Origin of the sequence: Saccharopolyspora erythraea NRRL 2338 (genome assembly GCF_000062885.1) — a bacterium.
GTDB lineage: Bacteria > Actinomycetota > Actinomycetes > Mycobacteriales > Pseudonocardiaceae > Saccharopolyspora_D > Saccharopolyspora_D erythraea.
On sequence record NC_009142.1, the window covers coordinates 1,965,053 to 1,986,311 of the forward strand.

Below are 21,259 nucleotides of genomic sequence, written 5' to 3' on the forward strand. Positions count from 1 at the left end.
GTCGGTGCGACCGGGGTCCCCTTCCTGGGGCGGGGAGAAGCCGAAGCGCGCTCAGCAGACCGAGTCGGTGGGCTTGGGCACGTCGAGGCCGAACAGCGGACGCAGGCGCAGGCCGATCCAGGTGCCGACCAGGGCCAGCAGGCCCCAGGCCCAGCCGTGCAGGGAGAACGAGGCGATCCCGGAGAAGTAGGCGCCGATGTTGCAGCCGTAGGCCAGCCGCGCGCCGTAGCCCATCAGCAGGCCGCCGACCACCGCCGCCAGCAGGACCTTCGCGGGCAGGCGCTTGGCCAGCACGAAGGCGCCCGACGCCGCCGAGGCCACCAGCGCGCCGATCATGATCCCGAAGTCCAGCACCGACGTCCCGTCGGTGAGCACCGACTGCGACAGCGCGGCGGCCTTCTCGCCCTGCCAGTACGGCCAGGACGCCACGTCCACGCCCACGGCCTGCAGCCCCTTCGAGCCCCACAGCACGAAGGCCGACGTGATGCCCCACGGGCTGCCCCGGGTGAGCAGGACGGCGGCGTTGAGCACCGCGAGCACGAGCGCGCCGACCCACAGCGGCCACGAACCGCGCACGACCCGCCACACGCCGCGCGCGGTCGGCGGCCGACCGGCGGGCGGTGCGTCGTGGCGGCGCGCCCAGCGGGTCGCGACCCAGCCGATGGCGCCGAGCACCGCGAGCTGGAGGACCAGGGCCCCGCCGTAGCCGAGTCCGGTGTCCTCGGCGAGCGAGAACGAGCCGAGCGTGATCGCGTCGGAGCTCCACATCGGAAGGTGCAGCGCACCGATCACCGAGCCGACGATGAAGAAGAACAGCGTCACCACGAGCAGCGTGTTGCCGCCGCCGACGGCGAACAGGGTTCCCGAGGCGCAGGCGCCGCCGAGCTGCATGCCGATTCCGAACAGGACGGCCCCGACGACCAGTCCGAGGCCGAGCGGCTCGACGTTCCCTTCCGGCGTACCGCCGAAGAAGGCCACACCTCCGGCCAGGATCGGCGCGAACAGCACCGACGCCGCCGCCAGCATGAGCAGGTGCGCGCGGACGCCGGAGGTCTGTCCGACCGAGACCAGCTGCCGCCACGCCGAGGTGAAACCGAAGCGGGAGTGGAACAACGTGAGCCCCAGCGCCAGGCCGAGCGCGGCGAGCGCCGCTAGCTTCGCGCCCGCGACGAACGCGGTCGCCGTGACCAGCGCCACGGATCCGGCGATCCCGAGCAGCAGCGGCAGCCACTGCGGGCGCGCCTGCGGCGGGGTCTCAGGTTTGGTGGAGGTCGTGGGTGCTGCGGTACCGGCGGACATTCTCTTCTCCAGCGTGGTTTCGTCGTCCCCGACGAAACCACGCGGAGCGCGGTGGTCACCAGCGGTTCCAGCATCCGGGAAAACCGTGAAGGCCGGACCGCCATCCCGCGCAACCCGCCGCGGCGGCGGCTCCGTCCTTGGGGCATGAGACGCATACACACCGCAGTGGGCGCAGGGGTCCTGTTCTTCGCGATCTCCGCCTGCGCCCAGCAGCCCGCAGATGATGTCGGATTCGGTGGCAACCCGCCCGCTCCGCCGCCCGCCCCCGTGGCGCCGAAGCCGGTGGACCAGCGCACTCCGGTGCCGCCGGAACAGCTCTCCCCGGGTGCTCCGAAGACGTGGACCCAGGACGACGGCAGCGTCGTCGTGGCCACCGGTTCGGAAGGCGGATGCAGCAAGGTCCACGCCGAACTCCTGGAGCAGAACGCCCAGCAGGTCAAGATCCGCCTGGTCGACGAAACTCCCGAGCCGGCCGGGATCTGCACCATGGACCTGCGCTACCCGCCGCTGGCCGTGAAGCTCGACGCTCCGCTGGAGCAGCGACAGGTTGTCATCGAAGAAGTCGATGTGAAGGTTCCGCGGTAATGGGACCGGACTTCTCCCGCAGGAGGTGGGGCTCCTGCGGGAGAAGTGTGCGTCCACAACGTCCGGTCGATGGAGACCGGGCCATGCGGTTCCGCGCGGCGGAACCGGATTTCGGCTTTGCGGTACCGAATTCCGGTCGGCCTGCACAACGCCCGGGCGGTGCGGCGCCGCGCCCGGCGCCGCACCGCTGACGCCTCAGCGCGCGAACGAGATCTGCAGCGTCGGCTGGGTCGAGTCGGCGAAGAAGTCGTTGCCCTTGTCGTCGACGACGACGAACGCCGGGAAGTCCTCGACCTCGATGCGCCACACCGCTTCCATCCCCAGCTCGGGGTACTCCAGCACCTCGACCTTGCGGATGCAGTCCTGGGCCAGCCGCGCGGCCGGGCCGCCGATGGAACCCAGGTAGAAACCGCCGTGCTCGTGGCACGACGCCGCGACCTTGCGCGACCGGTTGCCCTTGGCCAGCATCACCAGCGAGCCGCCCGCGGCCTGGAACTGCTCGACGTAGGCGTCCATCCGCCCGGCCGTGGTGGGCCCGAACGAACCCGACGCGTAGCCGTCGGGGGTCTTGGCCGGTCCCGCGTAGTACACCGGGTGGTCGCGCAGGTACTGCGGCATCGGCTCGCCCGCGTCCAGCCGCTCGGCGATCTTGGCGTGGGCGATGTCGCGGGCCACAACCAGCGGACCGGTCAGCGAAACCCGGGTCTTGACCGGCAGCTTCGAAAGCTCCGCGCGGATCTCGTCCATCGGCCGGTTGAGGTCGATGCGCACCACCTCGTCGGAGAGCTGCTCGTCGACGACCTCCGGCAGGTAGCGGGCGGGGTCGCGCTCGAGCTGCTCGAGGAACACGCCCTCCGGGGTGATCTTGGCCTTGGCCTGGCGGTCCGCCGAGCACGACACCGCGACGCCGACCGGGCACGAGGCGCCGTGCCGGGGCAGGCGGATCACCCGGACGTCGTGGCAGAAGTACTTCCCGCCGAACTGGGCGCCGATGCCGAACTGCCGCGTCATGTCCAGGACCTGCGCCTCCAGCTCGACGTCGCGCATCGCGTGCCCGGACGGCGAGCCCTCCAGCGGCAGCTCGTCGAGGTAGCGGGCGGAGGCCAGCTTGGCGACCTTGAGGTTGTACTCGGCCGACATGCCGCCGACGACGATGGCCAGGTGGTACGGCGGGCACGCGGCCGTGCCCAGCGAACGCAGCTTCTCCTCCAGGAACCGGGCGAGCCGGCCGGGGTTCAGCAGCGCCTTGGTCTCCTGGTAGAGGAACGTCTTGTTCGCGCTGCCGCCGCCCTTGGCCATGAACAGGAAGTCGTACTTCGGGTCTGTCCCGGCCTTGGTGTAGAGCTCGATCTGCGCGGGCAGGTTCGTCGCGGTGTTGCGCTCCTCCCAGAAGTTCAGCGGCGCCATCTGCGAGTAGCGCAGGTTCAGCTCCTGGTAGGCGTCGTAGATGCCGCGCGAGAGCAGCCGTTCGTCGTCGCCGCCGGTCAGCACCGTCTCGGTGCGCTTGCCGATGACGATGGCGGTGCCGGTGTCCTGGCACATCGGCAGCACGCCGCCCGCGGAGACGCAGGCGTTGCGGAGCAGGTCGGTGGCCACGAACCGGTCGTTGGCGCTGGCTTCGGGGTCTTCGACGATGGCCCGCAGCTGGGCCAGGTGCGACGGGCGGAGCAGGTGCTGGATGTCCTTGACGGCCTCGGCGGCCAGGTTCGTCAGGACGCTCGGCTCGACTTCGAGGAACCGTCGCCCGGCTGCCTCGACGACCTCGATGCCCTCGGTGGTCAGCAGCCGGTACTCGGTCTGGTCGGGACCGAGGGGCAGGACCTCGGTGTAGTCGAACGTGGTGGTCACGTCGCGGCTCCTTTGCGCGCGTTCGGGTACGCGGTGACGTTAACGCACAGGCAGGTGTACGAATCGCGAACTCGGCGCGCTTGTCAGCAAGCCCACGTTCACGCGCATCCGGGGACGAACCGGGCATACCGTTCCCGGATGGTCGCCACGTCCGCTCCGCGGGCGCGCCGGGTCTGGTCGCCCGGGAAGGCACCTGCGAGGCTGTCCGCTGGATTCCCGACAGCCGAGGAGGACGCTTTGCCGACGACGGAACACGAGGCCCTCGACGGACTGGTCAACCTCCGCGACCTGGGTGGCATCCCGGTCGAGGAGGGCGTGGAGACGGCGGCAGGCGTGGTGCTGCGCAGCGATGCGCCACACGCGGGCGACCGGATCCCCGAGTTGCCGGCGCAGTGGCCGCCGAAGGTCGTCGTCGACCTGCGGGACCCCTCCGAGCTGGCCGGGAAGCCGCACCCGCTCGCCGAGGTCGCGAGGGTGCACAGGGTCCCGCTGCTGCAAGAGGAGCAGGGTGACGGCGGCGGTGCCGACGACACCCGCCACGCCCTGACGGCCCTTTATCAGCGCATGCTGGACCGGGCGGCGAAGAAGCTGGTCGAGGTGTTCCGGATCGTGCTGGAGTCCGACGGGCCGGTGCTGATCCACTGCGCGGCGGGCAAGGACCGCACCGGCGTGGCATCGGCGATGCTGCTGAGCGCGGCAGGAGTTCGCAGGGACGCGATCGTGGCCGACTACGTGCTCACCGACCAGAACATGCCGCGGGTGTTGCAGCGGCTGAGCGTGGACCCCCAGCTGCCGCCGGGGGTCGACGAGGAGATGGTCCGCCAGCTCATCTCGGCTCCGGCCGAGGCGATCGAGAGCGTGCTCGACCGCTTCGACGAGCACGAGGGCGGGGCCGCGGGCTGGTTGCTGGCCCACGACGTCACGCAGGCCGAGGTGGACCGCTGGCGCGAGCGGTTCCTGGCCGCTGACGGCTGACGACGCCTGTGACGCGCCTGCTGCCGTAGGGCTGGACGGTCAGTCGCGCGCAACACCCCGAGTCGGACAGGCTGCGTGCGCTGCGGAAGCAGCGGGCGCGAAGTGGAGACGGCGTGGACCGGGATGTGCATGACGCACAACCGGGTCGAGATAGGTCGAGAGGCCGGACCCGTCGTGTCTTTCCGAGTCCGACCTCCCGGGGTAGGCGGCCGTGGAGCGCGCGCTCCACGGCCGCGAAGAACCGCGAATCGCCGGTAGTGGGTGAGCACCGATCATCTCGTGATGCAAATCACAGATCAATGCCGCCGTTCGGGTGCTTGTCGCGGGGGCGGACCTGTGGAGGTCGCCCGCGGTGCCTGCTGTGCGGGCTCGCGCCCCGGCAGGGTCAGCTCGCGTAGGCGCGGAGCTTGTCGGCGCGGTCGCCCTGGCGGAGCTTGGACATGACCTCGCGCTCGATCTGGCGGACGCGCTCGCGGGAGAGCCCGAACGCCTTGCCGATCTGGTCCAGCGTCCTGGGCTGGCCGTCGTCGAGGCCGTAGCGCATCCGGATGACCGCCTGCTCGCGCTCCTCCAGGGTCGACAGCACCCGGCGCAGGTCGTCCTGCAGGAAGCCCGAGATCACCGCGTTCTCGGCGTCGGCGGACTCGGCGTCCTCGATGAAGTCGCCGAGCGGCGCGTCCTCCTCGGCCCCGACCGGCATGTCCAGGCTCACCGGGTCGCGGGAGTGGTCGAGCAGGTCGGCGACCTTCTCCACGGTCAGCCCGGCCTCGTTGGCCAGCTCCTCGTCGGTGGCCTCCCGGCCGAGCTTCTGGTGCAGGTCGCGCTTGATGCGGGCGATCTTGTTCACCTGCTCGACCAGGTGGACCGGCAGCCGGATGGTGCGGCTCTGGTCGGCCATGCCGCGGGTGATGGCCTGGCGGATCCACCACGTCGCGTACGTGGAGAACTTGAAGCCCTTGGTGTAGTCGAACTTCTCCACGGCCCGGATCAGCCCGAGGTTGCCCTCCTGGATCAGGTCCAGCAGCGGCATGCCGCGCCCGGTGTAGCGCTTGGCGAGGCTGACCACGAGCCGGAGGTTGGCCTCCATCAGGTGGTTCTTGGCCAGCACGCCGTCCCGGACGACCGCCTTGAGGTCGCTGCGCCGCTCGGGGGAGAGCTTCCCGCTCGTCTCCAGCACGTGGTTGGCGAAGACGCCGGCCTCGATCCGCTTGGCGAGGTCGACCTCCTCCTGCGCGGTGAGCAGCGCGGTGCGGCCGATGCCGTTGAGGTAGACCCGCACCAGGTCGGCCGAGGGGCCTTGGGTGTCGAGGTCCGCCTCGATGGCGGCAGCGTCCGAGGTGATGGTCTGCGGGACGGTCATTGAGCTCCCTCCCTGGCGGGCTGGCTTGGCGCGAATCACACCGACGCACCGTCACGTGGTGTGGAAGGCGCGTACGCTCGGTATCGGGAACCGAGAGCCGCGCCGACGTCTTGGTTGATGCGGTTCGTTGCTGGCTGTCTGGTCGGGCGGACGGTCATCGGCACCGACGTCGCCGTCGGTGCCCTGCCGGACTTCGGGGGCCACCGAGGCCCGGCTGTTGAAGCTTGGTTACCTGGAAAACGAAGGCGGTGCCGAATTCGTTCCCGGACTTCTCAACCTGAGGACGTCATGGCCGTCACATCCGTTGCTCCGCCAATCCTGAGGATTTGCTGAGAGCCGTTTCTTCAGACGTCAACCAAAAGGGTGAATGGGCCGTCGTTGACGCTCTCCACCGACATCATCGCCGCGAACTTGCCCGTCTCCACGCGCGCGCCGCGCTCCCGCAGGGCCGCCACCACCGCCTCGACCAGCGGTTCGGCGTGCTCCGGCCGGGCCGCCTCGGTCCAGGACGGGCGGCGGCCCTTCCTGGTCGAGCCGTAGAGGGTGAACTGGCTCACGACGAGCAGCGGCGCCCCGGTCTCGGCGCACGACCGCTCGTCGCGCAGCGCACGAATCTCGTGCAGTTTGCGAGCCATTTTCACGGCGTGTTCCGCGCCATCCGAATGCGTCACGCCCAATAGGACGAGCAACCCGGGTTCGTCGATGCGGCCGACATCGACACCGTCGACGCTTACCGAGGCGCGAGTGACTCGTGTGACCACCGCCCTCATTCGGCGGTCTCCGCCCATTCGGCCGGGACGACCATTCCGTGGCGCACGAGTTCGCGCAGCATCGGCACCGCGGCCCGGGTCAGCTCCTCGACGTCCTCGCCGCAGCCCACGGCGAGCAGCTCCACGAGGTCGCCGACGGGCATCGCGCCGCGGCAGCCAGCCAGCAGCCGCACGCCCAGGTCGTCGATCTCGTGCTGCCAGCCCGGCCCGTCGGTCCGGTGCAGCCGGTGCACGACGGCCTGCCAGCCCTCGTCGGAGGGGGCCGAGACCTGCTCGAGGACCGTGCTCGGCGCCGTGGTGAGCCGGGCGGCCAGCAGGTCCTGCGGGGAGCCGTGGGCGCGCAGCCAGTCCACGCGGCGCAGCCACTGGTCGGTCTCGGGCCCCAGCGGGTCGTCGTAGGCGTGGCGCAGGTCCTCGCAGACGACCTCACCGCGCGCGGCGTCTGTGCGGCGCAGCGTCACGAAGCCGAAGCCGACGCCCTCCACCTCGTTGGTCTCGAACCAGTCGAGCCACTCGCCTGCCTTCTTCCGGCCGGCCTGCGAGCGGGCGTCGTAGCCGGCGTCGCGCAACCAGGTGCCGACGTAGAGCGCGGGGTCGGCCACGTCGCGCTGGACGAACCAGGCGTCCACCCCGCCCGGTGGCAGCCACCGGGAGACGCGGTCCTGCCAGTCCTCGCCGCGGCGGTGCACCCACGACGCGAGCAGCTGGCCGGTGCCGCCCTCTTCGAGCAGCGACGGCAGCTGGCGCACGACCAGGGCGCTGGCGTCGTCACCGGCCAGCCCGGAGTCGCGGTAGGTGAAGTCGGTCCTGGCCGGGCCGACCACGAACGGCGGATTGCAGACGATCTGGTCGAAGCGCCTGCCGCGCACCGGTTCGAACCACTCGCCCTCGGCGAGCTCGACGTCGACCCGGTTGAGCCGGAAGGTCGCGTCGGCCAGCGCCAGCGCCCGCTTGGAGACGTCGGTCGCGGTGACGCGCTCGGCGTGGGTGCTGGCGTGCAGCGCCTGCACACCGCAGCCGGTGCCAAGGTCGAGCACCGAGCCGACCGGGCGGCGGGAGGTCGCGCGCACCAGGCTCAGCGAGGCGTGCCCGACGCCCAGCACGTGGTCGGGGCTGACGGGCCGGCCGTCGCCGCGCAGGTCGGAGTCCAGGTCCGACACGACCCACCACGAGTCGTCGCCCGCGCCGTGCGGCCGGACGTCGAGTCCGGCGCGGATCTCGTCGCCGTCGGCGCGCAGCAGCCCGGCCGCGCGCGCCTGGTCCAGCGGCAGCGGGCCCAGCGCGGCCTTGACCAGTGAAGTCGGTTCGGAGGTGCCGAGCAGGAACAGCCGTACGAAGGTGCCCACCGGGCCGGTGTCGAGCGTGGCGCGAAGCGCCGGGACCGGCTCGCCGCGGCCGAGTGCGGCGTGCGCCTCGGCGCCGAGCAGGTCGACCACCCCGTCGGCGTCGTAGCGCGCGGAGAGGAAGGCTTCGCGGAGTCGTTCGATGAGGTCATCGGATAGATCGGGAATCACGCCATCGATCCTCACATGCACGGCGGACGCACACCCGCCGCACCGGCGGTCCCCGGGGCGGCCGGCGCCGGGAATCCGATCGCGTCGACGGCTGTCGCACGAGACGATCAGCGGATGAGGCCCGCGGTCGGCGCTGCGCTGGTCCGCTGCGACGAGTGCGGCGGCCACGAGTACGGCGGTGCGCCGGGCTGCGCGCACTGCGCGGCGCTGGTGGACGGCATCGTCGAGGAGGAATGGCGATGGTTCCGCGCCGATTAAGGCGGGCGAGCCGGATGCCGAGCTCGCGGAGCTCGTCGTGGCCGAACCCGACCGGCACGACTGGCGCGTGCTGGACGCCGCCCTGGGCCGCATCACGTGCGAGGACTGCGGGCAGCGGCTCAGCCGCGGACCGATGGGCTGCGCCGCCTGCGACCTCGCCCACGGCTTCCGCTACGCCGCCGTCGAGTCCGAACCGGCCCGGCGTGCCGCCGGGCAACGAGCACGCGGTCCGCGTGAACGTCTCGGTCGTGCGCAGGCCGCACATGACATCGGAGCCGGAGCCGCTGGTCCGGCGGTTGCTGCTGCCCGCTGGTCGGCTTCCTGCCGACGACCTCGCAGGCCCAGCGCCTGAGAGCGCTGGTCGAGTCCGATCCCGCACCGGAGCGCGTCGCCGGGCTGGTGGACGAGCTGTCCTGGGAACCGAGGCTGAGACGCCACCGCGCGGTCCTCGTGCCACGCTTGGCGCATGACTCGCTCGCTTTACCTGACCCAGGACGCCGAAGCCGACGCACTGCTCGGGCGCGACCCGCTGGCGCTGCTGCTGGGGATGCTGCTGGACCAGCAGATCACGATGGAGAAGGCGTTCACCGGTCCCAAGACGCTGGCCGAGCGGCTCGGCGGCCTCGACGTGCACCGCATCGCCACGATGGACCAGGAGGAGTTCCTGGCGGTGTGCGCGCAGCCGCCGGCGATCCACCGGTTCCCGGGGTCGATGGGCAAGCGTGTGCAGACCCTCTGCCAGTACCTCGTGGACGAGTACGAGGGGGAGGTCGAGCGCATCTGGCAGGAGGGCGACCCGTCGGGGCGGGAGGTGCTCAAGCGGCTCAAGGCGCTGCCGGGATTCGGCGACCAGAAGGCCCGGATCTTCGTCGCCCTGCTCGGCAAGCAGTGGGACGTGCGGCCCGAGGGTTGGCGGGAGGCCGCGGGCGCCTACGGGGAGGACGGCGTGCGCATGTCGATCGCCGACGTGGTCGACCAGCAGAGCCTCGAAGAGGTCCGCACCTGGAAGAAGCAGCAGAAGGCCGCCGCGAAGAAGTGACGCCCGCTGGGCGGCTCAGAGCCTGTCTTCGAATCTTCGAAGCGGCGTAGCCGCCACGCGAGCTGAGTTCGAGGACAGGCGATCAGGCCGCTGCCGAGGACGGCTTCTGGTAGCGGTCCACGTATTCCTGTTCGGACAGTTCGGCGATCGCGTACATGATCTCGTCGGTGATCGATCGCAGGACCGGCAGCGAACCGTCCATGCCGGAGTAGCGGGAGAAGTCCAGCGGGTCGCCGAAACGCACCGTGACCGGCCGGATGCGGGGGATGCGGGTGCCGATCGGCTGGAGCTTGTCGGTCCCGGTCAGCGCGACCGGGACCACCGGCGCGCCGGTGCTCAGCGCCAGCCGAGCCACCCCGGTCCGGCCGCGGTAGAGCCGCCCGTCGGGCGAGCGGGTGCCCTCCGGGTGGATGCCGAACGCGCCGCCGTCGTTGAGCACCCGCTCGGCGGCCTCCAGCGCCTCCTTGGCCGCCCGGCCCTTGCCGCGGTCGACCGGGATCGCCCCGAGCGAGGTGAACATCCAGCGCGAGAGCCCGCCCTTGAGCCCACTGCCCCGGAAGTACTCGGCCTTGGCCAGGAACGCCACCGGGCGCGGCAGCACCAGCGGCACGATGAAGCTGTCGGCGACGGCGAGGTGGTTGGGGGCGAGGATGACCGGTCCGGTGGACGGCACCTTGTCGGCGTCGATGACGTCCGGGCGGTAAACAGCCCGCGCCAGTGAGCCCACGACCCGCTTGGTCACCGAATACAACATGTCGCCTCCCGCTTCGTTCCCCGATCAAATCTAACCCCGTGGCTTATCGCGTCTGTTCGCCACCGGTTACAGCCGTGTTCAGTCGGTATCCGGGCTGTCGGGCTCGGGTGCGGAGTGGGACGATGGAGAGCAGGAGGTGGTGTCGTGAGTGGTACGCAGCATGGCGACGACACCCCGGTGCTGATCACCGAGGCGCAGCCGTCCTACGACGACCAGCAGGCCGTGCGCAGGCGCAAGTACGCGATCATGATGGCTTGCCGGATTCCCTGCCTGGCGTTCGCGGCGCTGATCTACCAGGCTTGGGGGCTCTGGTGGCTCGCGCTGATCGTGCTGGCGATCTCGGTTCCACTGCCGTGGATGGCCGTGCTGATCGCCAACGACCGGCCGCCGCGCAAGCAGGAGCACGTCAGCCGCTATCACCATTCCTCGCGTTCCATCGAGGCTCGCGAGCACCAGGTGATCGAGGGCACCTGACCAGCGGACCGGCGGGCACCGGGAGAGTCACCCGGACCCGCCGGTTCACCGTGCGGGCACCCGCGAGCCGCGGGTGCGGCATCATGGAGCCATGAGCACGATGACGCTTCCGGAGACCGACACCCGGCCCGAGACCACTGACCAGACCAGTGACGACCGGCCGGAGATGTTCCACTACGTCCAGAAGAACAAGATCGCCGAGAGCGCGGTCATGGGAACGCACGTGGTGGCGCTGTGCGGTGAGGTGTTCCCGGTCACCAAGTCCCCCAAGCCCGGTTCGCCGGTGTGCCCGGACTGCAAGGAGATCTTCGAGTCGCTCCCGCCCGGCGGCGACAGCTGACGGCGCACCCGGCGCCGGCAAGCGGTACGCGCGGTGGTGTCAGCCACCGCGCTGTTCTGCTCTCCTGACCTCCTCCGCGCCGGCCGTCCGGGCCTGCTCGGCGGGCTCCGGACCTGCTGAATCGTCCTCTCGTGCTCGCTCGCGCCCCGAGTCGCGAGCGCCGGTGTCCTCGACCGCGGGGGCAGTCCCGTTCGTCGGCAGCCGCAGGGTTGTCCGGGCCCCGGGTTCCTCTTCGACGGCGTGCTCGGCGTTGCCGTTGCGCCACGCCTGGTAGCCCTCCTCGGTGTGCATCCGCTGGGCCATGCGCCGCATCTCCAGGCGGCGCCACCGGCGGCGCTCCTTGCGCGTCATCTTCGCCGGCCACATCTCCTCGATGGCGTTGTTGAACTGCGCCCCGATGATGATGGCCATCCCGATGAAGAACGCGAACAGCAGGAACGCGATGGGCGTCGCCAGCGCGCCGTAGGTGTAGCCGGTGCTGGTGACCCACGCGATGTAGAGCCGCATGCCGATGCTGGAGCACAGGAAAACCAGCATCGCCAGCAGCGCGCCCGGCAGCCCGCGGTGCCACGGCAGCTTCCTGGGCAGCGACACCTTGTACAGCGTGGCCAGCGCCAGCACCAGCAGGACCCCGGTGGCGGGGTAGTAGAACACCTGGATGAGCCAGGCGACGTCGTCCTGGAACTCCTGGGGGACCACCCGCACCAGCCAGTCCGGGCCAAGCGCGATGACCGGCAGCCCGATGACCGCCAGCACCAGGCTCACGAGGTACAGCAGCAGCGCGAAGGTCCGCTGCCACACGCTGTGGCGTACCATGTACTGGTTGTAGGCGAGGGTGATCGAGTCCACGAGGGACGCCAGCGCCGACGAGCCCGCCCACAGCGACAGCAGGAAACCGACCGAGACGATCTCGGTCCGCCCCTTGGTGAGGATGTCGCCGACCGTCGGCGCGATGATCTGGTCGACCACGTTGCCGCTGAAGACGGTGCGGCTGAAGCCCAGGATGTTGGCGTGCACCGCGTCGATGACCGCGGGTCCGAACCAGTCGGCGATGAACCCGATGCTGCCCAGCAGCCCGAGCAGCAGCGGCGGCATCGACAGCGTCTGCCAGAACGCGGCCGCCGCCGACTCCGAGAAGATGTTGTCCCACCAGGCTTTGGTCACCGTGCGCCACACCAGCCGCAGCGGCCCCCGCTTCACCGGACGGTCGGGTGGCGTCTGCGGCCGGTAGTGGTAGTTCGGACTGGCAGCCATGGCGCCTACAAGGATGCTTCATGCCGGTCTCGAGCGGGCGGCGACCCGTGCAAATCGAGATGTCATCCCGATCTCAGTCGGGCCCGCCACTGGTCGGGCCGGCCGCCGGGGCTCCGGCGGCCAGGTAGGCTGCACGGCGGCTCCCGAGCGTTCCACGGCCGGGAGCTTTCGACGTGGGCCGCACGCGTGGGGGCGTGCACGGCAGGTCCGGGAAATCGCGGGAAGGAGCGGCGAGCAGGCGTGTCGGAGGCGCAAGTCGACTATTCCGTCCGATCCGTACTCAGCGACCCTTCGCAGGCGCCTTCCCGCCCGCTGCGGGCGTGGCAGCGCCGGGCGCTGACCAGGTATCTGTCCGGCAAGCCGCAGGACTTCCTGGCCGTCGCCACGCCCGGCGCGGGCAAGACGACCTTCGGGCTTCGCATCGCCTCCGAACTGCTTGCCGACCGGACGGTGGACTCGGTCACGGTCGTGGCACCCACCGAGCACCTCAAGCACCAGTGGGCGCTGGCGGCCGGCGGCGCGGGCATCGCGCTGGACTCGAACTTCCGCAACGGCGACGGCGTCACCTCCAGCGACTACCAGGGCGTCGTGCTGACCTACGCGCAGGTCGCCGCGCACCCGACGCTGCACCGCGTGCGCACCGAGCGGCGCAAGACGCTGGTCATCCTCGACGAGGTGCACCACGCGGGGGACGCCAAGTCTTGGGGCGACGCCGTGCGCGAGGCGTTCACGCCCGCCGTGCGGCGGCTGGCGCTGACCGGTACGCCGTTCCGCAGCGACGACTCGCCGATCCCGTTCATCAACTACGAGCCCGACGCCGACGGTTCGCTGCGCAGCCGTGCCGACCACTCCTACGGCTACTCCGACGCCCTGAAGGACGGCGTCGTGCGTCCGGTGGTGTTCCTGGCGTACTCGGGCGAGACGCGGTGGCGGACCAGCGCGGGCGACGAGTACAGCGCCCGGCTCGGCGAGCCGCTGACCGCCGAGCAGACCGCGCGGGCGTGGCGCACGGCGCTGGACCCGTCGGGGGAGTGGATCCCGTCGGTGCTGCAGGCCGCCGACACCCGGCTGACGCAGCTGCGCAAGGGCGGCATCCCGGACGCGGGCGGACTGGTCATCGCCTCCGACCACGTCACGGCCAAGGCCTACGCCAAGACGCTGCACCACATCACCGGAGTCGAGCCGGTGGTGGTGCTCTCCGACGACCCGAAGGCTTCCGGGCGCATCGCGGAGTTCTCCGAGTCCGAGGACCGGTGGATGGTCGCGGTCCGGATGGTCAGCGAAGGCGTCGACGTGCCGCGCCTGGCGGTCGGCGTCTACGCCACCAGCGCCTCGACGCCGCTGTTCTTCGCCCAGGCCATCGGCCGGTTCGTGCGTGCGCGCAGGCCGGGGGAGACCGCGAGCGTCTTCCTGCCCAGCGTGCCGGTGCTGCTGGAGCTGGCCAGCCAGCTCGAGGCCGAGCGGGACCACGTCCTGGGCAAGCCGCACCGCGAGAAGGACGGCTGGGACGACGAGCTGCTCGCCGAGGCCAACCGCAGCCGCGACGAGCCGGGCGAGGAGGAGAAGGCGTTCACCTCGCTGGGCGCCGACGCCGAGCTCGACCAGGTGATCTACGACGGGTCGTCCTTCGGCACCGCCGCGTTCGGCACGTCCGAGGACGAGCAGGACTACCTCGGCCTGCCGGGTCTGCTGGAGCCCGACCAGGTGCGCGCCCTGCTGCGGCAGCGGCAGGAGGAGCAGCTCACCGAGGTCGCCAAGCGCGAGTCGGCAGACAAGGCGGCGAAGGCGGCCAAGGCCGACGAGGAGGCCCAGCAGCGCAAGCCGCAGAGCGTGCAGGAGCGCATCCACGGGCTGCGCAAGGAGCTCAACACGCTCGTGTCGCTGCACCACCACCGCACTCGCAAGCCGCACGGCATGATCCACAACGAGCTGCGGCGGGTGTGCGGGGGACCGCCGACCGCGATGGCCAGCGTCGAACAGCTGGAGGAGCGCATCGCGACGCTGCGGTCTTGGTAGTGAGGTGAGCCGGCGAACGGCTCGTCGCGGTGTGGTGAACGGGCCGAAGAGGTGCCCGCCGCCGGCAGGTACGTGATCGCGCCGTCGTCCGTGCTGCCTTCCAGCGGCATGGTTTTCGGTTCGGTCCTCCGGGAAGAAGGCTGACCCGGGTGGCCACCGCCGCTACCCTTTCCACGGATGAGTGGCGATCTTGGGTGGGGGCCGTGAACGGGGACGCGTGGAACGTCGCGCTCAACATCATCGCCAGCGCCATCACGGGCTCGGTCGTGTGGCTGACCGGCCGGCTGGTGGCGCGGCGCAGGCTGGGGCGCAAGCGCGAGTTCTTCGGCCTCGTCGCCGACTCCGACTACCTCGTCGTGGTGCCCCGGCACGCCTCGTCCAACCAGGACAACAGCGTCCACCGCAACGACGCCGCCGCGTTGCTGGAGCTGTCGGCGACCTTGGGGGACTGCGGCGCCCGGCCCGACGTGATCTTCCACGACCAGAACTACGAGGGCGTCGCGGACAAGGCGGAGTTCTGCATCGGAGGGCCGACCGCCAACCGGCGCACCGTCGCGCACATGCGGTCGGCGCTGCCGGGGCTCGACTTCATCGAGTCCGAACGCTCGCAACCCGTCGCCATCGCCGTGGGTGAGCACCACTACGAGTTCGAGCGGGGCAGGGTCGAGCACGTCGCCCTGGCCAAGATCGTCCGCGGCCCGAAGGACAAGCCGACGTTCCTGATCTGCGGGCAGTCCTCGGCGTCCAACCGCGCGGCCGGTCGCTACCTCGCCTCGCACTACCGCGACCTGATGCGCGCCCACGGCACGCGCGGGCGGTTCTGCGTCGTCCTGCGGGTTCTGGAGCCCGAGGTCTACGGTCCGAACGTGGTGGAGCCGGCCGGTGACGTCACCGATGCGGTGTTCACCCGGAATGTCCTCGTGGCCGGGGCCACAGGCTCGTAGGGTCGCCGCATGGCTTACGACGTGGAGAAGATCCGTGCGCAGTACCCGGCGCTGTCGGACGGTCGCGCCTGGCTCGACGGCGCCGCGGGGACGCAGGTGCCGCAGGCGGTGATCGACGCGGTCGCCGACGCCTACCGCATCGGCGTGTCCAACCAGGGCGGACCGTACGAGTCGAGCCGCCGCGCGGGCGGCATCGTCGCCGAGGCGCGGGCGGCCGTGGCCGACCTGGTCGGCGCACCGGACCCGGCGTGCGTGGTGTTCGGTCCGAGCATGACCGCGCTGACCTACCGGTTCGCCTCGGTGCTGGCCGCGGGCTGGCGTCCCGGCGACGAGGTCGTGGTGACGCGCCTGGACCACGACGCGAACTTCCGCCCGTGGGTGCAGGCCGCGCGACGGGCCGGTGCGACCGTGCGAGTCGCCGACATCGATCCGGACACCGGGGAGCTGTCCGCGAACGATGTCGTCGAGCTCATCGGCGACCGGACGCGGCTGGTCGCGGTCACCGCGGCCTCCAACCTGCTCGGCATCATGCCCGACCTGCCCAGGATCACCGAGCGCGCCGCAGAAGCGGGCGCACTGTCCTATGTGGACGGTGTGCAGCACTGCCCGCACGCGAGGGTGCGCATCCGCGAGCTGGGTGCCGACCTCTACGCCACGAGCGCCTACAAGTGGGCCGGTCCGCACCTGGCGGCCGTCGTCGCGGCCGACCACTGGACGCTGGAGACGCTGCACCCCGACAAGCTCGCGCCGTCGCCGGACACCGTGCCCGACCGCTTCGAGCTCGGCACCAACTCGTTCGAGGCGATGGCCGGAGTCACCGCCGCGGTGCGGCACCTCGCCGAACTGGACTCCGATTCCGATGGCAGCCGGGTGGACAAGCTCGACACCTCGCGCAGGGCCGTCATCGCCCACGAAGAGGCTTTGCGGCGCATGTTGTTCGAGGGTCTGGACGCACTGGGCGGGGTGAAGCGCTACGGGCCGAAGTCGGGTGACTGCACTCCGACGGCGTTCTTCACCGTGCGGGGGTTGTCACCGTCGGTCGTCGCGGACAAGCTTGCCGCTCGCGGCGTCAACGTCTCGCACGGGCACTCCTACGCCTGGGAGACCGTCGACGCGCTCGGACTGGGGCCTGAGGGCGGCGTGCGGGCCAGTCTGTCGCACTACAGCACCGCGGAGGACGTGCGCCGCCTGCTCGAAGCGTTGGGCGAGCTGACCGGCTGAGGGGCCGCCGCGACAGGGCCGAGAAGCCCCGGAAAGGTCCCCGGAAAAAGCCGTTCCCCCGGAGAAGCGTGGCTTCCCCGGGGGAACGCTGACTCGGGTGCTAGTGCTGCTCGTCCTGCTGGAGCTCGGCCTCCACCTCGCGGAGACCGGACTCGTAGGCGCGGGCGTGGTGCCCGCAGAACAGCAGCTCCCCACCGGACGGCAGTACGGCGCGAAGCTTCGCAGCGGCCCCGCAGCGGTCGCAGCGGTCGGCGGCGGTCAGCTCGGGGCGGGTGAGCGTTCCAGGCATCGTGATCTCCCTCCGTCCCGGCGCCGGAGATCTACCGGCGCCCTCGATCCTGCTACGACCACCGGTGGCCCACTGGCTGTCAGGTCGGTGCTCGTTGGCTCCACTCTTGCAGACGCTTCAGCGGAAGTCAGTGTTCCCGTTGGGTGTGGCGACTGTCGTCACGTCGAAGCACCCGGTTGCAGCAACGGCGATAGCGCAGAGTGGCCAACGGGCGGTGAAAGCCTTGTGACTAGGGGAAATCCGGCGGGTCAAGGTCGTCCGACGCGATCTCCGGCGCTCGCCGGTTCGCACGGTGGGGTGTCTCTTGTCACATTTCGCCTGGTTCGGCGACTCGGCGTTCCGCTGTAGGCGAACAGGAATTTCCCGATCGTCGGAACGCTTCCGCTCGGTGATCACGGCAACGATTTCCATCGTCCCGGCCCGAGAATCGCACGTTTCGTGGTTGCCCGCACACGTTGGGCGCACGAGTCGGCGCGGTCGCGCGACCGTCCAGCCGCACCACCGCGCCGGAAAGGATGGGAAGCGACGGGTGCGCCGCGTTCCCGCGTTCGGTTCGCGCAGGCCCTTCGGAGATCCGGGCGGACCGCGCAACCGTCTAGCCGCGTGGAACACCCTCCGGAGTCCTGCACGGGAGCTGCCGACCGAACAGGCGGCATCCGCCCGGCTCTCCCAGGGGAATCGACATCCAGCCTCTGTTCATGTCCCGGCTCCTTCCTCACTCGCAGGACTCAGCTGGTACCGGTGAGACGCGTTGCGGCCGTCTCCGGTTCCACTGCGCGAGCAATCGGTCACCCCTCGCGCACGAGCTTCGACCAACCCGGTCGCTCGGCCGACGGCTCCGCGACCCACCCGTTCGGCCACTTCCGCCTGCTCCCGTCGTCGTCGGAGGCCAGCGCCCCGGTGAGGACGGCGGTCGTGTGCTCCCCGAAGTCCACCGCACCCTCGAACGAGGTGCCCCGGAAGTTCGGTCCCTCGCCGTCGAAGGTGACGCGGCGGAAGTCGGCCAGACCGGTGAACCGCACGTTGCGGAAGTCCGCCGACCGATCGAAGGTGGTACCCCGGAACACGGCCGCGCCGTGGAAGCGCGCGTCGGCGAAGGAGGCCGTGCGCACGCGGCAGCGGGCGAAGGTGAAGGACCGCAGCCGGGCGCCGGAAAGGTTCAGCCGCACGTCCGGCCAGAACCGGGACGTCTCCTCGGGCCGCAGGTGCGCCGCAAGGACGCCCTGCGCGGTCTGGCGGACTTCCTCCTCCTGAGCGGCGTTCACATCGTCCTCCCGCGGCATGCGCAGGTAGGCGCAGATGAGGTCCACGATGGTCTGCCGGTGCTCCGGATGGCCCTGGGCCAGTCTCTCCAGCGCGAGGATCCCGGCGAGCCGCACAGGGGCCTTGTCGCTGCCCATCTGGTCGGCGGCCTTGCCGTAGAGCTCGGTCACGCGGGTCTCCGCGGCGTCGTGGTCGCGCTGCCGGAGGTCGAGCTCGGTGGCCCGCTGCCTGCGCGCCGCGAGCAACAGCCCGGCCGCGCCGCCACCGCCGACCACGATGCTGAACGCGGTGCGGATGATGTCCAGGCGCACGGAGGCGTTGGGGCCGCCCGAGCCGAGCAGCGACCAGAGCGTGACGATCGAGCCCGCGGCCAGCACGAGCAGACCCACGGCCCAGGCGACGATGGCACCGTTGGACAGCACCCGGTGCTCGTCCGCGGACGCTGAACGTCTCACGCCTCACGATCCTGCCGCGATCGCCCGTCCACCGGTCCCGCCTCTCGGGCGAAGCCGCCGGCCCCGAACGCGAAGAAGGCGCCCGTCCCGGATCGCTCCGGGGCGGACGCCCTCCTCGCGTGCGAAGTGCTCAGTCCAGGTAGTCGCGCAGCACCTGCGACCGGGACGGATGCCTCAGCTTCGACATCGTCTTGGACTCGATCTGGCGGATCCGCTCGCGGGTCACGCCGTAGACCTGGCCGATCTCGTCCAGCGTGCGCGGCTGGCCGTCGGTGAGGCCGAAGCGCAGCCGCACCACGCCCGCCTCGCGCTCCGACAGCGTGGCCAGCACCGACTGGAGCTGGTCCTGCAGCAGCGTGAACGACACCGCGTCGACCGCGACGACCGCCTCGGAGTCCTCGATGAAGTCACCGAGCTGGCTGTCGCCCTCGTCGCCGATGGTCTGGTCCAGCGAGATGGGCTCCCGGGCGTACTGCTGGATCTCCAGCACCTTCTCCGGGGTGATGTCCATTTCCTTGGCCAGCTCCTCCGGGGTGGGCTCGCGGCCCAGGTCCTGGAGCAGCTCGCGCTGGATGCGACCGAGCTTGTTGATGACCTCCACCATGTGCACCGGGATGCGGATGGTGCGCGCCTGGTCGGCCATGGCCCGGGTGATGGCCTGCCGGATCCACCAGGTGGCGTAGGTCGAGAACTTGTAGCCCTTGGTGTAGTCGAACTTCTCCACGGCCCTGATGAGGCCGAGGTTGCCTTCCTGGATCAGGTCCAGGAACGCCATGCCGCGGCCGGTGTAGCGCTTGGCGAGGCTGACCACGAGCCGGAGGTTGGCCTCCAGCAGGTGGTTCTTCGCCCGCTCACCGTCACGCACGATCCAGCGCAGGTCGCGCCGCATCTGCATGGCCAGGCGCTCTTCGGCCTCCTCGGCCTGGCGCAGCCGCTCGGCCGCGTAGAGGCCGGCCTCGATGCGCTTGGCCAGCTCGACCTCTTCCTCGGCGTTGAGCAGCGCCACCTTGCCGATCTGCTTGAGGTAGGCGCGGACCGAGTCGGCCGAGGCGGTGAGCTCGGCGTCCTTGCGGGCCTGCCGGAGAGCCTCGGACTCCTCCTCGTCCCACACGAAGTCCGAGTCGGCCTTGCCGTCCTCGTCCTCGGGAACGGTGGGCTCCTCCGGGATCTCCACCTCGACCTCGGCGAGGTCGGCGACATCGGGAGACGTCAGATCGGTCTCGATCGGTTCGTCGATCTCCATGCTCTCGCCGCTGCCCTTGGCCGAGGCCCCCTTCGCCGACTTGGCCGAAGAGGTCTTGGCGCCCTTCTTCGCCGCCGGCTTGGCCGCGGTCTTGCGGGCGGTCGACTTGGTGCCGGCCGGGCTCTTGGCCGCAGAACTCTTGGCCGTGGTCTTGCGCGTCGAGGTGGCCTGCTTGGTCTCCTCGGCGTCGGAGGCCGCGGCGTTCGCCTGGGTCTGGGCCGACTGGGACTGGGCACCGCCAGAGTTTGCAGCGGAGCTGGAGCGTCGGGTTGCGGTTTCTGCGGCTGCCACGTACGCCCTTTCGCGACGGTCGATCAGGGCTGGCCGGAGGGCGCGAAACCTCGGCCGCCAAAGGTCGGGGACAACCCACCCTGACCGAAATCCTCCCGGACGGCACGTGAGCTGCGCTTGCGAACTCGTCCGGCGGCCTCGGATCAGGTGGGCCGTGTTCCATTGTAACTGCGATGGACGAGTGCGGTTCCGCTGCAAGGCGGAGCCGCCCCGCCCCCGGGCACTGGAGAGTGCTGGTCCCTCAGTGCTCGATGCCGCCCGCGGCGGCCGTCGCGGCGCCGACGATGCCCGCGTCGTTCTTCAGCTCGGCGGCCACGATCGGGGTGCGGCACTCCAGCAGCGGCAGCCACTTGTGCGCCTTCCGGCTGACGCCGCCACCTGCGATGATCAGGTCGGGCCAGAGGAACTTCTCCAGCCCCTCCAGGTACCTGCCCACGCGCTCGGCCCACTCCGGGTAGGACAGCTCCAGGTTGTCCTTGACCGAGGCGGCGGCCTGGGTCTCGGCGTCGTGGCCGTCGACCTCGATGTGGCCGAACTCGGTGTTCGGGATCAGTTTGCCGTCGACGAACATCGCGCTGCCGATGCCGGTGCCGAAGGTCAGCAGCACGACGAGTCCCCGGTGGCCCGCGCCGGCGCCGGAGCGCATCTCGGCCAGGCCGGCCGCGTCGGCGTCGTTGAGCACGACGACCTCCTCGCGCGGCTTGCCGAGCCGCTCGGCGAACAGCGCCTGCGCGTCTGTACCGATCCAGCTCTTGTCGACGTTCGCTGCGGTGTGGGCCGTTCCGCGCTTGACGACGCAGGGCAGCGTCACGCCGACCGGACCCGTCCACGCGAACTTCTCGACTATCTCGGCCACCGCGTCCGCGACGGCGGCCGGGGTCGAGGGCTGCGGGGTCGGGATGCGCATGCGTTCCTCGGCCAGCACACCGGCGTCGATGTCCACAACCGAGCCCTTGATGCCGGACCCGCCGATGTCCACGCCGAAACCGCGGGCAGTTGCCATGGCTGACCCTTCCTATTCGATTCAGACGAAGGTGTGCAGACCTTAACCGTGTTGTGTTGCGATG

The 21,259-nt window shown here is 70.7% G+C and carries 21 protein-coding genes; 10 read left to right on the forward strand and 11 right to left on the reverse strand.

The features are described 5' to 3' along the window. Positions 1-51: 51 nt before the first annotated feature. Entirely contained in the window at positions 52-1,299 is a 1,248-nt protein-coding gene (locus tag SACE_RS08755) for a YeeE/YedE family protein (protein WP_009947356.1), read from the reverse strand. A gap of 165 nt (positions 1,300-1,464) precedes the next feature. Between SACE_RS08755 and SACE_RS08760 the strand changes: the two genes are divergently transcribed. Further along, entirely contained in the window at positions 1,465-1,884 is a 420-nt protein-coding gene (locus SACE_RS08760) for a hypothetical protein (RefSeq protein ID WP_009947355.1), read from the forward strand. A 195-nt stretch (positions 1,885-2,079) separates the two neighbouring features. On the opposite strand, the gene SACE_RS08765 is transcribed toward SACE_RS08760, so the two are convergent. Next, a complete protein-coding gene (locus tag SACE_RS08765) occupies positions 2,080-3,732 on the reverse strand; it encodes a fumarate hydratase (protein WP_009947353.1) in 1,653 nt (550 codons plus the stop codon). A gap of 237 nt (positions 3,733-3,969) precedes the next feature. Between SACE_RS08765 and SACE_RS08770 the strand changes: the two genes are divergently transcribed. After that, positions 3,970-4,707: a tyrosine-protein phosphatase gene (locus SACE_RS08770; RefSeq protein WP_009947351.1), complete on the forward strand. Its 738-nt coding sequence runs from the start codon at positions 3,970-3,972 to the stop codon at positions 4,705-4,707. Positions 4,708-5,092: 385 nt separating this feature from the next. Here the strand turns inward: SACE_RS08770 and SACE_RS08775 are convergent, their stop codons facing one another. From SACE_RS08775 to SACE_RS08785, 3 genes are all read right to left on the reverse strand, one after another. Continuing rightward, on the reverse strand, positions 5,093-6,067 hold the full coding sequence (locus tag SACE_RS08775) for a sigma-70 family RNA polymerase sigma factor (RefSeq protein ID WP_009947349.1): 975 nt from the start codon (positions 6,065-6,067) through the stop codon (positions 5,093-5,095). Positions 6,068-6,411: 344 nt separating this feature from the next. After that, positions 6,412-6,837 carry a D-aminoacyl-tRNA deacylase gene (gene dtd / locus SACE_RS08780; RefSeq protein ID WP_029621689.1) on the reverse strand — a complete coding sequence of 142 codons (426 nt, stop codon included), beginning with the start codon at positions 6,835-6,837 and terminating at the stop codon, positions 6,412-6,414. After that, entirely contained in the window at positions 6,834-8,351 is a 1,518-nt protein-coding gene (locus SACE_RS08785; RefSeq protein ID WP_009947347.1) for a DUF7782 domain-containing protein, read from the reverse strand. Before SACE_RS08785 ends, dtd begins: the two co-directional genes overlap by 4 nt. A 114-nt stretch (positions 8,352-8,465) precedes the next feature. Here SACE_RS08785 and SACE_RS38270 point away from each other — a divergent pair, with 114 nt between their 5' ends. From SACE_RS38270 to SACE_RS08790, 3 genes are all read left to right on the forward strand, one after another. Next, a complete protein-coding gene (locus SACE_RS38270) occupies positions 8,466-8,609 on the forward strand; it encodes a hypothetical protein (protein WP_009947346.1) in 144 nt (47 codons plus the stop codon). Between the two features lie 37 nt (positions 8,610-8,646). Further along, entirely contained in the window at positions 8,647-8,961 is a 315-nt protein-coding gene (locus SACE_RS37480) for a hypothetical protein (protein WP_143538096.1), read from the forward strand. Between the two features lie 114 nt (positions 8,962-9,075). Next, positions 9,076-9,648, forward strand: a complete 573-nt coding sequence (locus SACE_RS08790; protein ID WP_009947345.1) for an HhH-GPD-type base excision DNA repair protein — start codon at positions 9,076-9,078, stop codon at positions 9,646-9,648. A gap of 82 nt (positions 9,649-9,730) precedes the next feature. On the opposite strand, the gene SACE_RS08795 is transcribed toward SACE_RS08790, so the two are convergent. Further along, positions 9,731-10,402 carry a lysophospholipid acyltransferase family protein gene (locus SACE_RS08795; RefSeq protein WP_009947343.1) on the reverse strand — a complete coding sequence of 224 codons (672 nt, stop codon included), beginning with the start codon at positions 10,400-10,402 and terminating at the stop codon, positions 9,731-9,733. Positions 10,403-10,546: 144 nt separating this feature from the next. Here SACE_RS08795 and SACE_RS08800 point away from each other — a divergent pair, with 144 nt between their 5' ends. Continuing rightward, positions 10,547-10,876 carry a DUF3099 domain-containing protein gene (locus SACE_RS08800; RefSeq protein ID WP_011873470.1) on the forward strand — a complete coding sequence of 110 codons (330 nt, stop codon included), beginning with the start codon at positions 10,547-10,549 and terminating at the stop codon, positions 10,874-10,876. 91 nt (positions 10,877-10,967) lie between these two features. After that, positions 10,968-11,216, forward strand: a complete 249-nt coding sequence (locus tag SACE_RS08805) for a DUF3039 domain-containing protein (protein ID WP_009947341.1) — start codon at positions 10,968-10,970, stop codon at positions 11,214-11,216. 39 nt (positions 11,217-11,255) lie between these two features. Here the strand turns inward: SACE_RS08805 and SACE_RS08810 are convergent, their stop codons facing one another. Then, positions 11,256-12,470 carry a YihY/virulence factor BrkB family protein gene (locus tag SACE_RS08810; RefSeq protein WP_009947340.1) on the reverse strand — a complete coding sequence of 405 codons (1,215 nt, stop codon included), beginning with the start codon at positions 12,468-12,470 and terminating at the stop codon, positions 11,256-11,258. A gap of 240 nt (positions 12,471-12,710) precedes the next feature. On the opposite strand from SACE_RS08810, the gene SACE_RS08815 reads away from it, so the two are divergent. The 3 genes from SACE_RS08815 to SACE_RS08825 all read left to right on the forward strand — a co-directional run bounded on the left by SACE_RS08815 (position 12,711) and on the right by SACE_RS08825 (position 16,651). Further along, complete coding sequence (locus SACE_RS08815; protein ID WP_009947339.1) at positions 12,711-14,486, forward strand: DEAD/DEAH box helicase; 1,776 nt, start codon at positions 12,711-12,713, stop codon at positions 14,484-14,486. 203 nt (positions 14,487-14,689) lie between these two features. Beyond that, complete coding sequence (locus tag SACE_RS08820) at positions 14,690-15,430, forward strand: hypothetical protein (protein ID WP_009947337.1); 741 nt, start codon at positions 14,690-14,692, stop codon at positions 15,428-15,430. A gap of 9 nt (positions 15,431-15,439) precedes the next feature. Beyond that, entirely contained in the window at positions 15,440-16,651 is a 1,212-nt protein-coding gene (locus SACE_RS08825; protein ID WP_009947335.1) for a cysteine desulfurase-like protein, read from the forward strand. Positions 16,652-16,751: 100 nt separating this feature from the next. Here SACE_RS08825 and SACE_RS08830 read toward each other — a convergent pair whose 3' ends face one another. The 4 genes from SACE_RS08830 to ppgK all read right to left on the reverse strand — a co-directional run bounded on the left by SACE_RS08830 (position 16,752) and on the right by ppgK (position 21,195). After that, the gene (locus SACE_RS08830; protein WP_009947334.1) at positions 16,752-16,940 is read right to left on the reverse strand and encodes a DUF7455 domain-containing protein; all 189 of its coding nucleotides are present in this window, start codon (positions 16,938-16,940) and stop codon (positions 16,752-16,754) included. 788 nt (positions 16,941-17,728) lie between these two features. Further along, the gene (locus tag SACE_RS08835; RefSeq protein ID WP_231849953.1) at positions 17,729-18,658 is read right to left on the reverse strand and encodes a pentapeptide repeat-containing protein; all 930 of its coding nucleotides are present in this window, start codon (positions 18,656-18,658) and stop codon (positions 17,729-17,731) included. 130 nt (positions 18,659-18,788) lie between these two features. Next, positions 18,789-20,192, reverse strand: a complete 1,404-nt coding sequence (locus tag SACE_RS08840) for an RNA polymerase sigma factor (protein WP_009947332.1) — start codon at positions 20,190-20,192, stop codon at positions 18,789-18,791. Positions 20,193-20,433: 241 nt separating this feature from the next. After that, entirely contained in the window at positions 20,434-21,195 is a 762-nt protein-coding gene (gene ppgK, locus SACE_RS08845) for a polyphosphate--glucose phosphotransferase (RefSeq protein ID WP_009947331.1), read from the reverse strand. Between the last annotated feature and the right edge of the window lie 64 nt (positions 21,196-21,259).

Coding starts and splice junctions, on each gene's coding strand:
- SACE_RS08830 (WP_009947334.1), bottom strand. CDS start 16,940: ATGCCTGGAACGCTCACCCGCCCCGAGCTGACCGCCGCCGACCGCTGC.
- SACE_RS08790 (WP_009947345.1), top strand. CDS start 9,076: ATGACTCGCTCGCTTTACCTGACCCAGGACGCCGAAGCCGACGCACTG.
- SACE_RS38270 (WP_009947346.1), top strand. CDS start 8,466: ATGAGGCCCGCGGTCGGCGCTGCGCTGGTCCGCTGCGACGAGTGCGGC.
- ppgK (WP_009947331.1), bottom strand. CDS start 21,195: ATGGCAACTGCCCGCGGTTTCGGCGTGGACATCGGCGGGTCCGGCATC.
- SACE_RS08805 (WP_009947341.1), top strand. CDS start 10,968: ATGAGCACGATGACGCTTCCGGAGACCGACACCCGGCCCGAGACCACT.
- dtd (WP_029621689.1), bottom strand. CDS start 6,837: ATGAGGGCGGTGGTCACACGAGTCACTCGCGCCTCGGTAAGCGTCGAC.
- SACE_RS08755 (WP_009947356.1), bottom strand. CDS start 1,299: ATGTCCGCCGGTACCGCAGCACCCACGACCTCCACCAAACCTGAGACC.
- SACE_RS08825 (WP_009947335.1), top strand. CDS start 15,440: ATGGCTTACGACGTGGAGAAGATCCGTGCGCAGTACCCGGCGCTGTCG.
- SACE_RS08810 (WP_009947340.1), bottom strand. CDS start 12,470: ATGGCTGCCAGTCCGAACTACCACTACCGGCCGCAGACGCCACCCGAC.
- SACE_RS08795 (WP_009947343.1), bottom strand. CDS start 10,402: ATGTTGTATTCGGTGACCAAGCGGGTCGTGGGCTCACTGGCGCGGGCT.
- SACE_RS08775 (WP_009947349.1), bottom strand. CDS start 6,067: ATGACCGTCCCGCAGACCATCACCTCGGACGCTGCCGCCATCGAGGCG.